Raw genomic sequence first — 14,524 nt, forward strand, 5'->3', positions numbered from 1 at the left:
CCTGGCCGGCAGAGAGTAGCGACGTGACTTTCCAGCCCTTTCAGTATGACGAACCCGGAGTATCCCGCCCCGCGCCCTCCCACCGCGCACCGTCACGCCTGGCACCCGCCCGCCGGGCACTGTCCGCGGGACCATGGTCTGCCGAGCTTGTCGGCGACGAATTGGCCAACATCAGCTACCTTGGGCGGCCCGTCCTGCGGGCTGTTAAGGCAGTGGTCCGGGACCAGGACTGGCGCACGCCGCAGCCGACGGTCCGCACGCTTGAGGTCACGCAGGATAACGAGCGCTTGCAGGCAGGTTGGACCGTCCGCTTTGCCGGCCACGGCGTGGAGTATGACGGCCACCTGACGGCTGACTTCAGCCCTGCCGCCGTGGAGATAGCGTTCGAGGGCACAGCCCTTCACGCGTTCCGCAGCAACAGGATCGGCCTGGTGGTGTTGCACCCGCCAGCTGACGCCGGTAGGCACGTCACCGTGTCACATCCCGACGGCGGCCGCACGCCTGCGCAGTTCCCAAGCGACATCAGCCCCCACCAGCCGTTTATGGACGTCGGAGCCCTTGAATGGGCCGACGACGGCGGCACCACCTTCCGCCTGTCGTTCACCGGCGATGTCTTCGAAACCGAGGACCAGCGCAACTGGACCGATGGTTCCTTCAAGACCTACAGCACGCCGCTGGCGCGGCCGTTCCCGGTGGACGTTGCTGCCGGAGACGCTGTGCGTCAATCGGTGCGCCTGGAGGCCATCACAGCGGACGCCGGCGCGCTGGAATCGCTGGAATCGCAAAAGGCCGGAAGGGTGGCCGCCAGTGTGGGGGGTGTGGCCGGCCACGTTCCCAAGCTGGCCGTTGTTGCAGCACCCCACGCCGGCGTGCTTCCCCCGCTTACCGGACTGGATGCAGTCCTGGTGGAACTCATTGAAGAGACTGGCGCCACGCCCTGGTCCGGCTGGGCTGCCCGGCTGCAGGCCGCCGCGGATGAGGCCGCCGTCCATGGCGCGGGCCTGGACATCCGGGCCGTTGCCGCGGACCCCGCGGCCGCGGCGGCGGAACTCGCCCCGTACCTTTCCCAGGCCAAGCGGCTGGCGGTATTCCACCCGTCCAGCCACCTCACCGAACCGGACACCTGGCCGGAACTCAAATCTGCACTTCATGCCGCCGGCTTCCGTGGAGAGCTCCTTGCCGGTGTCCGTTCGCACTTCACGGAACTCAACCGCAACAGCGGCCGCACGCCGTCGGACTCCGACGCCCTGACCTTCAGCATCACGCCGCAGATGCACAGCACCGAGACCGCGCACATCATCGACTCCGTTCCCATGCAACGGCTTGTGGCGCAGAACGCACTCCGTCTGGGCTGCGGAAGGCCCGTGCATGTGGGGCCGGTGACCCTGCTGCCGCGCTTCAATGCCGTATCCACGTCCGGCGCAGCCCCCGAGGCCGAAGCGGATGAACTCCAGGCGGAACCCTTTGCCGCGGCGTGGACCCTGGCGAGCATCGATGCACTCACGCTGGACGGAGTGGAATCCGTCGCCTACTTCGAGGCCTCCGGCCCGAGGGGGATTTCCGACTCCGGCGGCCGGCTCAATCCAGCCGGCGAACTCCTGAAAGAGCTCGCCGCCCTCCGGGGCAGCGACGTGCTGTCGGTCCACAACGAGGGGCAATCTTCATTGACGCTCTATCCCGTGGTGACATCCCGCGGGCTCGCCCTTTTTGCCGGGAATCTCTCCGCATCCGCCCTGGGCGTGGAGGTCCGGCTTCCGGACGGCACAGCCGCCGTGGACGGCGAATGCAGGGTTTTTGGGCAGGACCGGGGTTCGGCCATGGCCTTCACTGCCGACGACGACGACGGCGGCACGGCCGCTGGGCGGCTCACTCTGGGCCCCTGGTCGGCCGGCGTCGTCCGTTTTCCAGCCGTCCGCTGAACCACTGAACCGTTGAGCCGTTGCGCCGCGAACAATACTTTTGCGCCGCCCCGGGGGCGGTGTCACACCAACGAAAGGAGACCCCATGGGTCTGCGTCTTGAAGGAAAAACAGCCCTGGTCACTGGAGCCGGATCGGGCATCGGCCTGGCCGTGGCCCAGCGTTTCGTGGCCGAAGGGGCCACCGTCTACTTCGCCGACATCAACATGGCGGCCGCCGAACGGGCCGCCGAGGCCACAGCCTCCCCGCGGGCCCGGGCCTTGCGCATGGACATCTCGGACGAGGACAGCGTGACTGCCGCCTACGCCGCCGTGGCCGGAGGCGGGCAGCTGGATGTGGTGGTGGCGAACGCCGGAGTGCAGCTCTTCGGCCAGGATGCCAAGGTGGGTGAACTGGACCTTGCGGTCTGGGAAAGGACCGTCAGCATCAACCAGCGCGGCGCCTTCCTGACCCTCAAGCACGCCGTCCGGGCCATGGAAGGCCGCGGTGGCTCCATCATCTGCACCGGCAGCCCTACCGCCGTGGTGGGCTGCGGCCAGACCTTCACGGCATACACAAGCTCCAAGGCCGGGGTCCATGGCTTGGCCCGCGTGGTCGCGGCGGACTACGCGCAGGCCGGGATCCGCGTCAACACCGTGGTTCCGGGCTACACCGAGACGCCGCTGGTGCAGGCCATCGCGGACGACCCCGTCAGCCGCGCAGGCCTGGTAGATTCCACCATGCTGGGACGGCCCGGCACGGCCGCGGACGTGGAGGGGATCATGGTGTTCCTCGCCAGCGACGACTCCTCCTACGCAACCGGGGGAGTCTTCACAGTGGACGGCGGCCTGACAGCGCTGTAAGGGGGTGGCGCTGTGATGCTTCGGCTTAGAACTTTTCCGTGGTGATGGCTTCGAGGAACGCTGCCACTTCGGCCGGCATATCCACGGACCCGTTGTCCAGCAGCCATTGCACTTGCAGGCCATCCATCAGGGCCGCGAGCTGGCGGGCAGCGGCGGCGGGAACGATGCCCGGCCGGAGTTGGCTGAGCCGTTGCATCTCAGCGAAGGCCTCGGTCATGGTGCCGCGCACCCACGCGTAGCGCCGTTGGAAATAGCCGTGGGCCGGGTGGTCAGGGTCTGTGGCCTCAGCGGACAGGACGCAGTAGAGGGCGACGAGGCCGGGGATGGTGGTGTTGTAGTGCGTGAGCTCCACCAGGCCACGCAACATGTCGATCCCCTTGGCGGTCAGGGACCGTGTGCGGACCACCGAGTCCTCGTCCCGCAGGGTCAGGACTGCCTCCAGCAGGGCCTCCTTGCTCGGGAAGTGATGCAGCAGGCCGGCCTGGCTCAGGCCCACTTTGTCCGCCACGTCCCTCAGCGACCCCGCACGGTAGCCCGACGTCGAAAACACCTCAAAGGCGGCGGTCAGGATCTCCTGCCGGCGGGCCTCGGTCTTAGCGTAGCTGCCCCGCGGACGGCCCCGCCGTGGCGCTTCAGCCACTGCGCCGGCTGGTGTGTCAGTCATCACGTAACCCTAACAAGCTCGTTCCTGTGCGCTTGAAACCAATTGGTCAACCGCTGTGGGTGGCGTCACATTTCGTGACGATTCAAAATTGGGAAATAAAAACCTAGTACCCACTAGGTTTTCATGTTACGGTCTTTCCCAATGGCAGTCCATGGTGGACCGCCACTGACCGTGAAAGGGACCAATGATGTTCCGATCCAAGCGAATGGCCGCCGTTGTTGCCGCCGTAGCCCTGAGCCTCGCCGGCTGCTCCGCCGGTGGAGATGCCTCCGCAGAACAGTCCTCACAAACCCTCACCCTCGGCGCCATCCAGTCGCCCAAGACGTTCGATGCCAGCCAGTCCGAGTTCGCCAATCTCTCGCCGTTCTACCAGGCCGTGTACGACACCCTGCTCCGCATGGAACCGGACGGCACGCTGGTGCCCATGCTGGCGACGGAGTGGAAGTACAACGACGACAAGACTGTCCTGACCCTCAAGCTGCGCGACGACGTGAAGTTCACCGACGGGACCGCTTTCAATGCCGACGCCGCCAAACAGAACCTCGAGCGCTTCAAGGCCGGGACCTCCCCGGATGCCCAGTTCCTTGCGGCTCTGAAGTCGGCCACGGCCGTCGACGCCACTACTTTGGAACTGACCCTCTCCGCCCCGGACCCGGCGTTCCTGAACTACCTGTCCAAGGACGCGTCGTTTATGCAGAGCCCGGCCTCCTTCGCCAACGCGGACATCGCCACCAACCCCGTTGGTTCCGGACCGTACATCCTGGACACCGCGGCCACCGTCACCGGCACCTCCTACACGTACAAGAGCAACCCGGACTACTGGGCCAAGGACCTGGTCCACTACGACCAGCTGGTCCTGAACGTCTACCTCGACCAGACGTCCCTGCTGAACGCCATCAAGTCCGGCACCCTGAACGGCGCCAACACCATTGACAACAACACGCTCACGGAGATCGAGGCTGCAGGCTACAAGGTCAACCCGCTCCAGCTGAACTGGTCCGGCCTCCTGATCTTCGACCGCGCCGGAACCACCAACCCTGCACTCAAGGACGTCCGCGTCCGCCAGGCACTAAACTACGCGTTCGACACGAAAGCGCTGCTGGAGTCCATCGGCCAGGGCCACGGCGAGCAGACCGCCCAGGTGTTCCCGCCGTCGTCGGACGCTTATGACAAGTCGCTGGATTCCCGCTACGCCTACGACCCCGCCAAGGCCAAGGCACTGCTGGCCGAGGCCGGCTACGCCAGCGGCCTGACCCTGACGCTGCCGTCCTCGGCCCTCCTGGGCAACACCATTCCGGCGCTGATCACCCAGCAGCTCAAGGATGTTGGCATCACTGCGGAGTTCACCGATACCGGCAACAACTTCATCGCTGACCTCCTGGCACCGAAGTACGGCGTGAGCTACATGATCCTGGAGCAGCAGTCCGACTGGCAGCTGATCAATATGAAGCTCACCGCCAACGCCCCCTGGAACCCGTACAACTACGAGGATCCCAAGGTAGATGAGCTGGTCAACAAGATCCACGTTGGATCTGCGGACGAGCAGAAGGCCGCGGCCAAGGAACTGAACAAGTACATCGTGGAGCAGGCCTGGTTCGCCCCGTGGTTCCGCCCACAGTCCAGTTTCGTGACCGACGCCAAGACCAACGTCGAGGTCCAGACGGGCAACGCCTACCCGTTCCTCTGGTCCTTCACCCCCGCCTCCTAGCGGACAGCTTCCGGACCGGGCCGCACAACAGCGGTCCGGTCCGGCAGCCCAGGAACCTTCCCTAAGGATTTTCGAATGTACCGATTCGTGCTGCGGCGCCTGTTTTCCGGTGTCCTCCTGCTGTTCGTCATCACCACGGTCGCCTACCTGCTGCTGTATGCCGGCGGCGGCGACATCGCCCGCCGCATCGTGGGACCCACCGCCAGCGACGCCCAGGTTGCGCTGAAAGCCAGCCAGCTGGGCCTGGACCGCCCGCTCCTGGTCCAGTACTGGGACTGGCTCACCAGCGCCCTGACCGGCGATCTTGGCCGGTCCTGGTTCAACGGCCAGCTGGTGACCGCCGGCGTCACCGGCCGTGTCTCCGTGACCCTCTCCCTGGTCCTCGGCGCCACCATCATCGCGGCGGTTATCTCCGTGGTTCTCGGCGTCCTGGCCGCTGTCCGCCGCGGCACGGTGGATCGGGTGGCGCAGCTCGTCGGCGTCCTGGGCCACGCCATCCCGGGCTTCCTCATCGCCCTGGGGCTTGTGTCCCTCTTCGCCCTGAACCTCAAGTGGTTCAAGGCCACCGGCTACGTCCCCATTACGACGTCGTTCGGCGGCTGGGCAGCCACCGTCACCCTTCCGATCATCGCCCTTTCCATCGGCTGCATCGCGGCGATCGTCCAACAGGTCCGCGGTTCCCTCATTGACGCGCTCCGCCAGGACTACGTCCGGACGCTCCGCGCCCGCGGCCTGTCCTTCAACCGCGTTGTCTACAAGCACGTGCTGCGCAACGCCGGCGGTCCTGCCCTCGCTGTGCTGGCCGTGCAGTTCATCGGCCTGCTCGGCGGTGCCGTCATTGTGGAACAGATCTTCGCGCTGCCCGGTCTCGGGCAGATCACCGTCACCGCCACCGGCCAGGGCGACATCCCGGTCGTGATGGGAGTCGTCGTCGCGACTGCCGCCATCGTGGTGACCGTCAACCTCATCATCGACCTCGCGCAGGGCTGGCTCAATCCGAAAGTTCGGCTGTCATGATCGAAACTCCCATCGCACTGCCCGTCACGGCAGCCAAGGTTTCCCTGTTCCGCAAGCTCCTGACCAACCCCACCGGCGCGGCATCGCTGCTGGTCCTGCTGATCGTGGCACTTGCCTCCATCCTGGCGCCACTGCTCGCCACCCATGACCCCAGCACCGCCAGCCTGCAGGATGTGCTCGCCAAATCCGGATCCGAGCACCTGCTGGGTGCCGACAGTGCCGGCCGCGACGTCCTGAGCCGGCTGCTCTTCGCCGGCCAGTTCAGCCTCGCCGGGGCAGTCGTTGCCCTCGTGGTAGCGCTGGTGCTGGGCGTTACCGGCGGCCTGATCGCCGGCTACTACGGGGGCTGGTTCGACTCCGCAGCTTCCTGGCTCACCGGCCTGCTGATGGCCCTTCCCGGCATGGTGGTGCTGCTGGCCGCCCGTGCAGTCCTTGGCCCGTCCATGTGGCTGTCCATGATGATCTTCGGCATCATGCTCTCGCCCGCCTACTTCCGGCTGGTCTACGCCTCGGTGACCGCCGTCCGCAACGAACTGTATGTGGACGCGGCCCGAGTCTCCGGACTCAGCGATTTCCGGATCATCGGCCGCCATATCCTCACAGTGGTCCGGGCGCCCGTCATCATCCAGTCCGCCATGATCCTGGGCATTGCCATTGCCATCCAGGCAGGCCTCGAATTCCTGGGCCTGGGCGACCTCAACATCCCCACCTGGGGCAGCATGCTCAATGACGGCTTCATCAACATTTTCAAGTCGCCAACGCTGGTCCTGTGGCCCGCTCTGATCATCGGGCTCGTCTGCATCGCCCTGACACTCCTGGCCAACGCCATGCGCGATGAACTGGAACGCAGCCGCGGGCCCGTCAAGCGGCGCAAGGCCGCCACCACCAATGCCGCCACCGCGGTTGCCGAGGCAGCAGCGAAACGCGGCGAGGCCGCCGTCGTACATCCCGAAGAGCCGACCGGCGCAGCCACCAAAACAGTCGGCGAGCTGCTTCTGAAAGTCACTGACCTAGGCGTTGGCTACGACCAGCCCGACGGTTCCACCACCCACGTGGTGAACCACGTTGGCCTGGCCGTCCGCCGCGGCGAAGTCCACGGCCTGGTGGGCGAATCAGGTTCCGGCAAGACCCAGACAGCCTTCTCCATCCTCCGGCTCCTGCCGCAGGGCGGACGCATCACGGGCGGCTCCATCTTCTTCGAGGGCAAGGACCTGGCGCACCTTTCCGAGAAGGAGATGACCAAGGTCCGCGGAAAACGCATCGCGTACATCCCGCAGGAACCCATGTCCAACCTGGACGGCGCGTTCACCATCGGCAGCCAGCTGATGGAGCCCATGCGCGTCTGCCTGGGAATCTCCAAAGCCGAGGCCCGCAAACGCGCGCTCGCGCTGCTGGCCAAGGTGGGCATCCCCAACCCGGAACGCACGTTCAATTCCTACCCGCACCAGGTCTCGGGCGGCATGGCCCAGCGAGTCCTGATCGCCGGCGCCGTGTCCTGCGAACCGGACCTGCTGATCGCCGACGAGCCGACCACCGCCCTTGACGTGACCGTGCAGGCCGAAGTCCTGAACCTGCTCCGCGAGCTGCAGGCGGAGCTGAACATGGGCGTCATCCTGGTGACGCACAACTTCGGCGTAGTGGCCGATCTCTGCGACCGGGTCTCGGTGATGCAGTCCGGCCGTGTGGTGGAAACCGGCCCCGTCCGCGCCATCTTCAACGACGCCCAACACCCGTACACCCGGCAGCTGCTGGAAGCCATCCTCGAGGACACCGCTCCCCGCGGACCGCTCGGCGCCGGAGATCCCGCCGGCGGCCAGGCCGCCGGCGAAACTCCAGCCGCCCGGCCCAAGACATTGAATGGAGTGACGCCATGACCGAGTCACTGCTCGACATCAAGGACGTCGTGGTCGAATATCCCCTCAAGGGTTTCCGCCGCGTACCGTTCAAAGCGCTCAGGGGCGTCTCCCTGGACATCCGCCCGGGCGAGACCGTGGGCCTGGTGGGTGAGTCGGGTTCCGGCAAGACCACCTTGGGCCGCGCCGTGCTGGGCCTGGCGCCCGTCACCGGCGGCAGCATCAAGTACCGCGGCCAGGAGATCTCCAAAGCCAGCCGCGCCCAGCGCAAGGAACTCAGCCATGAGATTCAGGTGGTGTTCCAGGACCCCTATACGTCCCTGAACCCGTCCATGACCATCGAACAGATCCTCACCGAACCGCTCACCGTCCGGAAGGTGGACCGGCAGGCCGCCAACAAGCGCGTGGCCGAGCTGCTGGACCAGGTCCGGCTGCCGCACGGGGCGGCGCACCGGCTGCCGCGTGAGTTCTCGGGCGGCCAGCGCCAGCGCGTGGCCATCGCCCGCGCACTGGCCCTTGACCCGAAGCTGATCGTCTGCGACGAACCCGTCTCGGCCCTGGACCTGTCCACGCAGGCCCGCGTGATGGAGCTCTTCATCGAGATCCAGGAACGCACCGGCGTGGCCTACCTTTTCGTCTCCCACGATCTCGCCGTGGTGCGGCACCTCAGCCACCGCGTGGCCGTGATGTACCACGGAGAAATTGTCGAATGGGGCGACGGCGAGCAGGTCACCGGTGCACCCGAGCACCCCTACACGCAGCGGCTCTTTATGGCCGCCCCGATCCCGGATCCCGACCGGCAGGCAAAGCACCGCGAAGACAGGCTCCGGCTCCTGGAACTCCAGCAGGAGCAGGATCTCCAAGCCGGCGCCGCCTGACCACGTTCCCACCACAGTCCACACCATATGAAAGGCGCGCCCATGACGGAGCCAGCAGCCTCCCCACGCCCTCAGCTATCCTCCGGTGCAACCTTCCCCGCCGGCTTTGCCTGGGGCGTGGCCACCGCCGCGTACCAGATCGAAGGTGCGGTCAACGAAGGTGGCCGCGGCCCCAGCATCTGGGACACGTTCTCGCACCAGGCGGGCACCACCATCAACGGTGACAACGGCGATATTGCCTGCGATCACTACCACCGCTGGGAAACGGACCTGGACCTCATGGCCCAGCTCGGGATTCCGTCCTACCGCCTGTCGCTGTCCTGGTCCCGCCTGCAGCCCGCCGGCACAGGCCCGCTGAACGCCGAGGGAGTCCGCTTCTACCGGGACCTGCTGGCAGGCTGCATTGCCCGCGGCATCACCCCCTATGTCACGCTCTACCACTGGGACCTGCCGCAGGCACTGCAGGACGACGGCGGCTGGCCGGCCCGGCAGACGGCGTACCGCTTCGGCGACTACGCCGGACTGGTGGCCGACGCCCTGGGCGACCTCGCCGAACACTGGATCACCATCAACGAACCGATGTGCGCGGCGTTCCTGGGCCACTCGTGGGGCATGCAGGCCCCCGGCTTCAAGGACGACAGCCTGGCCGTGCCCGCCGCGCACCACCTCCTCCTGGCCCACGGCCTGGCCCTGGCCGAATTCCGCACCCGCCGGCCCGGCACCAAGCTGGGCATCACCAACATCATCGGCAACCTGAACCCGGCCACCGACTCCCAGGCGGACCGCGACGCCAACGACTACTGGGATGCCGTAAGCAACCGGATCTTCCTGGACCCGGTCTACCGGGGCCACTACGCCGATTCCACCATCGCCGCGTACGGCAAGTACGGCCTGACCGCCACGGGTGAAGGGGCCGGAGCCGGGGACCTGGTCCAGCCAGGCGATCTGGATATCATCTCCGCGCCGGGCGACTTCGCGGGCGTCAACCACTACACCAACATGCTGGTCTCCGCGGGTCCCGGCGCGGACGGCACGCCCAACTGGACGCACGTCCAGCCGGCGCCGTCCTCCTTCGGCTGGTCCAACACACCCGGAGCCCTCAAGGCAGTCCTCGCCCGGGTGGCCGCCGAATACACCAAGCTGCCGCTGTACGTCACCGAGAACGGCGTGACGTTCCACGACTATGTGGACCCGAACGGAGAAGTCCGGGACCCCCGGCGCATCGACTATCTGCGCGGTTACATCTCCGCGGTGGGCGAGGCGATCACCGCGGGCGTGGACGTCCGCGGCTACTTCGCCTGGTCCTTTATGGACAACTTCGAATGGGCCGAGGGCTACGACAAGCGCTTCGGGCTGGTCTACGTGGACTACGGCACGCAAACCCGCATCCCCAAGCAGAGCGCCTACTGGTACCGGGACACCATCGCCGCCCACAGCGCCGGGACGGGCAGCGCCGGGACCGACAGCGCCGCTACCGCAACACCCGTCACTGCCGGTGCCACAGCATGAGCATCGATACCTCCGCCACCGGAACAGCTAGGAAAGCCGTCATGGAAACCCTCACCTCAGACCACCGCGCCACGGACGTTCGCCTGGAGTCCCTGCTCGCCGAACTCACCCTCGAAGAGAAGGTCCGGCTCCTGACCGGCCGCGACTTCTGGACCACCTGGCCGCTGGAAAAGATCGGCCTGCGCCGCATGCTGTTCTCCGACGGCCCCACCGGGGTCCGGGGCGAGGTGTGGGATGAGCGCGAGCCGTCCATGAACTTCCCGTCCGCCGCTGCCATCAGCTCCAGCTGGGATCCGGCCATCGCAGACCGGCTGGGCGCCGCGTCCGCCGTCGAGGCCCGCCGCAAAGGCGTTGACGTTGTCCTGGGCCCCACCATTAACCTGCACCGCTCACCCTTGGGTGGCCGCCACTTCGAGGCGTTCAGCGAGGACCCCGTCCTGACGGCCGAACTCGCCGCCGCATACGTGTCCGGCGTGCAGCGCAACGGCGTCGGCGCCACACCGAAGCACTACATCGCCAACGATTCCGAAACCGACCGGTTCACGGTGGATGTGAACGTGGACGAGCGGCCGCTGCGCGAGCTGTACCTGCTCGCGTTTGAGAAGGCCATCGTCGAATCCAAGGCCTGGCTGGTGATGAGTGCCTATAACTCGATCAACGGCGCCACCGCCACCGAGAACGACCTGCTGGAAACCCCGCTGAATACCGAGTGGGGTTTCGACGGCGTGGTCATCAGCGACTGGACAGCCGTCCGCAGCATCAACAGCGCCAACGCATCCCAGGATCTCGCCATGCCGGGCCCCGCCGGGCCCTGGGGCGCGGCGCTGGTGGTGGCCGTCAAGTCCGGCCAGGTCGCCGAGGCGGCGATCGACCGCAAGGTGCTGAGGATCCTCCAGCTCGCCGCCCGGGTAGGTGCCCTGGAGGGCTTCGAGGCGGTCCAGGCTGAGCCTGCTGACCGGGAAGACCCCATCGCTTTCGCCCGCGAAGCGTCCGCCGCGGGCACCGTAATGGTGAAGAACGACGGCGTGCTGCCGCTGGATCCTGCCTCCCTCAAAACCGTCGCGGTGGGGAAGTCCGGCGTCAAGTCAGTCGCGGTGATCGGGCACAACGCCCGGTACGCCCGCACCCAGGGCGGCGGCTCCGCCACCGTGGTCCCGGAGAAGATCGTCACCCCGCTGGACGGGATCCGTGCCGCGTTCGGAACGGACAACGTCAGCTACAGCGTGGGCGCCGTAGTGCAGGAGGGCATCGCCGAACTCCCGCTGGAACAGATCACCAACCCGGTGACCGGCGCGCCCGGCGTGCGGGTGCGTTTCCTCGATGCCAACGGCGGAGAACTATTTGCCGAGGACCGCCGCTCCACCGCGCTGGTCTGGTTCGGTGGGGACGCTCCCATCGAAGCGTCCTCCATGGTCCAGTTCCACACGCTTTACACGCCGGACGAAACAGGTCCGGTCAAGCTGGGCTTCTCCACCGTGGGCCATGGCCGGATCTTCGTGGACGGTGTCCTCGCCCACGAGGCAACCATCGAGGCCACCGGGACCGACCTGGGTGCGGCGTTCCTGGCCCCACCGTCGGCGTCCGTGGAAATCACGGCAACGGCCGGGGTGCAGCTGCAGGTCCGGATTGAACTGGACACGGGGGACCGTGCCGGGGCCCTGTCCAACGCGCTGGCCATCACCATCGGCGTGGAAGCGGACTGCAGCAACCCCGACGCCCTGATCCGCGAGGCCGTGGAGGCTGCCCGCGCGGCCGCGATCGCCGTCGTTGTGGTGGGCACCAACTCCCGCGTCGAATCCGAAGGCTATGACCGGACCTCGCTGGAGCTTCCCGGCCTGCAGGACCGGCTCGTACACGCCGTTGCCGCCGCCAACCCGCGCACCGTGGTGATCGTGAACTCCGGCTCGCCGGTCCTCCTGCCGTGGCGGGACGAGGTGGCGGCAACCCTGATCGGTTACTTCGGCGGCCAGGAATTCGGTAACGCCCTCGCGGACATCCTCACCGGCGCCAGCGAACCCGGCGGCCGGCTGCCCACCACCTGGCCCGCCACCCAGGAAGACGTTCCCGTCATCAACGTCACGCCCGCAGCTGACGGGACGCTGACCTATGACGAAGGCATCCACATCGGCTACCGCGCCTGGCTCAAAACCGGCACCACCCCGGCGTACGAATTCGGCCACGGGCTCGGCTACACGGACTGGACCGTGGATTTGGTGGATGTCCCCGCCCAGGCCGCACCGGGCGCCGTCGTGCCCGTAACCGTCACCCTGACGAACACCGGCAGCCGGCCCGGCAAGAACGTGGTGCAGGTGTACGCCGAAAAGCCAGGCTCCGCCGTCGACCGTCCGGTCCGCTGGCTCATCGGCTCCACCCCTGTATGGGCCGGACCGGGCGAAACCGTCACCGCCCTGCTGGACGTCCCCACCCGACTCCTGGCCTACTGGGACAAAGACTGGACCTACGAACCCGGCGACTACACCCTCCGCATCGGCACCTCCGTGACCGACCTGCCGCTCGAAACTACCCTAACCCTGACCGATATCTCCCAGGAGGGAGCAGCATGAACTTGCCCAACCCGCTGATCCCCGGCTTCAACCCGGACCCCAGCATCGTCAAGGTGGGAGGGGACTACTACCTGGCCACCTCCACGTTCGAATACCTGCCCGGCATCCCCGTCTACCACAGCACCGACCTGGTCGACTGGACCCGGATCGGCCACGTAGTGGACCGCGAAGGCCAGCTGGATTCCCGCGAGGTGCCCACCCTGGGCGGTGCCTGGGCACCCACCATCCGCTTCCACAACGGCCTGTTCTACGTGGCCGTCACCGACGCCATGGCACGCGGCACGCTGGTGTTCACCGCCACGGACCCCACGGGACCGTGGAGTGACGGACTGGTCATCGAAGGCGCCATCGGCATCGACCAGGACCTCGCCTGGGACGAGGACGGCACCGCCTACATGACCTACTCCGGGCTGGACACCGTCACCGGAAACATCAACGAGCACGGCGGCATCCTCCAGGTCCGCGTGGACCTCGAGGCGGGCAAGGCCCTGGAGGAGCCCCGCAGCGTCTGGTCCGGCACCGGCCTGATGTTTCCCGAAGCGCCGCACCTCTACCGTCGCGGCGACTACTGGTACCTCATGATCGCCGAAGGCGGCACGGAGCGTGGGCACAGCGTCAGCATCGCCCGCGGAACCTCACCGGCCGGGCCCTTCGAGGGCAACCCGGCCAACCCCATCCTGAGCGCCCGCAGCACCGACCGCCCCATCCAGAACACCGGCCACGGCGACCTCGTGGAGACGCCCGACGGCGGCTGGGCCATGGTGCTCCTGGGCATGCGCCCCAAGGGCATGACCCGCGCGTTCTCCGCCCTCGGCCGCGAAACCTTTATCACCCCCGTCACCTGGGAGGACGGCTGGCCGGTGGTTGAACCTGTCCGCCTTAATCCCCGTCCCGGCGGCGGCGGGTTTGAGGATGACTTTGCGGACGCCGAGCTCGACGGCGGCTGGATCGCCGTGCGGCGTTTCCCCGGTGCGTTCGCCTCCACGGAGAAGGACCCCGGCCGCCTCACGCTGACCAGTGACGGCACCAGCCTGGACGACGCCCGCCCGGCATTCCTTGGCCGCCGCCAGCGGTACCAGGTGGAGACCATCTCCGCGCTGGTGGACGCGGGATCGTCGGAGTCAGGGACAGGGACAAGGACAGGGACAAGGACAGGGACCGAGTCCGGGAACGGCGCCGGAGGCCTGGCCGTGCGCTACGACGAGACCCACCACTACTCCATCGAGACGAACGGCACCACGGTCACCGCCAGAGCCAGGATCTCCTCGATCGAGCAGAGCTGGACCCGCGCCGCGCCCGCCGGGCCGCTGGAGCTCCGGATCGAGACCCGCCAGCCTGAAGGCGGCGCGGGCCTGAGCCACCTGAGCTCGGACACCATCGCGCTGCAGGCGGTCATCAACGGCGAAGCGGTGACCCTCGCCGAACTGGACGGGCGCTACCTCTCGGCCGAGACCGCCGCGTCCTTCACCGGCCGGGTGTCCGGCGTCTTCGCCAGCCGCGGCACCGTGGCCTTCGACTGGTTCCGCAGCTCCGGTCGCGAACCCAGCTAAGAACGCCAACCCAGCAAGGAC

At 67.3% G+C, this 14,524-nt stretch carries 10 protein-coding genes; 9 read left to right on the forward strand and 1 reads right to left on the reverse strand.

Annotation, left to right across the window (positions count from 1 at the left end):
• Positions 1-23 precede the first annotated feature (23 nt).
• Both NIBR502772_RS13020 and NIBR502772_RS13025 read left to right on the forward strand, forming a co-directional pair.
• Positions 24-1,919 carry a hypothetical protein gene (locus tag NIBR502772_RS13020; protein WP_141140523.1) on the forward strand — a complete coding sequence of 632 codons (1,896 nt, stop codon included), beginning with the start codon at positions 24-26 and terminating at the stop codon, positions 1,917-1,919.
• An 85-nt stretch (positions 1,920-2,004) separates the two neighbouring features.
• Positions 2,005-2,760, forward strand: coding sequence for an SDR family NAD(P)-dependent oxidoreductase (locus NIBR502772_RS13025; RefSeq protein WP_141140524.1), 756 nt, complete (start codon positions 2,005-2,007; stop codon positions 2,758-2,760).
• Between the two features lie 25 nt (positions 2,761-2,785).
• Here the strand turns inward: NIBR502772_RS13025 and NIBR502772_RS13030 are convergent, their stop codons facing one another.
• On the reverse strand, positions 2,786-3,424 hold the full coding sequence (locus NIBR502772_RS13030; protein WP_141140525.1) for a TetR/AcrR family transcriptional regulator: 639 nt from the start codon (positions 3,422-3,424) through the stop codon (positions 2,786-2,788).
• A gap of 184 nt (positions 3,425-3,608) precedes the next feature.
• Between NIBR502772_RS13030 and NIBR502772_RS13035 the strand changes: the two genes are divergently transcribed.
• The 7 genes from NIBR502772_RS13035 to NIBR502772_RS13065 all read left to right on the forward strand — a co-directional run bounded on the left by NIBR502772_RS13035 (position 3,609) and on the right by NIBR502772_RS13065 (position 14,503).
• The gene (locus NIBR502772_RS13035; protein WP_246848513.1) at positions 3,609-5,132 is read left to right on the forward strand and encodes an ABC transporter substrate-binding protein; all 1,524 of its coding nucleotides are present in this window, start codon (positions 3,609-3,611) and stop codon (positions 5,130-5,132) included.
• Positions 5,133-5,207: 75 nt separating this feature from the next.
• Entirely contained in the window at positions 5,208-6,149 is a 942-nt protein-coding gene (locus NIBR502772_RS13040; protein ID WP_141140526.1) for an ABC transporter permease, read from the forward strand.
• Positions 6,146-8,023, forward strand: coding sequence for a dipeptide/oligopeptide/nickel ABC transporter permease/ATP-binding protein (locus NIBR502772_RS13045; protein ID WP_141140527.1), 1,878 nt, complete (start codon positions 6,146-6,148; stop codon positions 8,021-8,023). Before NIBR502772_RS13040 ends, NIBR502772_RS13045 begins: the two co-directional genes overlap by 4 nt.
• Positions 8,020-8,880, forward strand: coding sequence for an ATP-binding cassette domain-containing protein (locus tag NIBR502772_RS13050; RefSeq protein WP_141140528.1), 861 nt, complete (start codon positions 8,020-8,022; stop codon positions 8,878-8,880). Before NIBR502772_RS13045 ends, NIBR502772_RS13050 begins: the two co-directional genes overlap by 4 nt.
• A gap of 42 nt (positions 8,881-8,922) precedes the next feature.
• The gene (locus NIBR502772_RS13055; protein WP_141140529.1) at positions 8,923-10,389 is read left to right on the forward strand and encodes a GH1 family beta-glucosidase; all 1,467 of its coding nucleotides are present in this window, start codon (positions 8,923-8,925) and stop codon (positions 10,387-10,389) included.
• Entirely contained in the window at positions 10,386-12,953 is a 2,568-nt protein-coding gene (locus NIBR502772_RS13060) for a beta-glucosidase (RefSeq protein WP_371706665.1), read from the forward strand. The genes NIBR502772_RS13055 and NIBR502772_RS13060 overlap by 4 nt, the downstream gene beginning before the upstream one ends.
• Positions 12,950-14,503: a glycoside hydrolase family 43 protein gene (locus NIBR502772_RS13065; RefSeq protein ID WP_141140530.1), complete on the forward strand. Its 1,554-nt coding sequence runs from the start codon at positions 12,950-12,952 to the stop codon at positions 14,501-14,503. The genes NIBR502772_RS13060 and NIBR502772_RS13065 overlap by 4 nt, the downstream gene beginning before the upstream one ends.
• Positions 14,504-14,524 lie beyond the last annotated feature (21 nt).

Origin of the sequence: Pseudarthrobacter sp. NIBRBAC000502772 (genome assembly GCF_006517235.1) — a bacterium.
GTDB lineage: Bacteria > Actinomycetota > Actinomycetes > Actinomycetales > Micrococcaceae > Arthrobacter.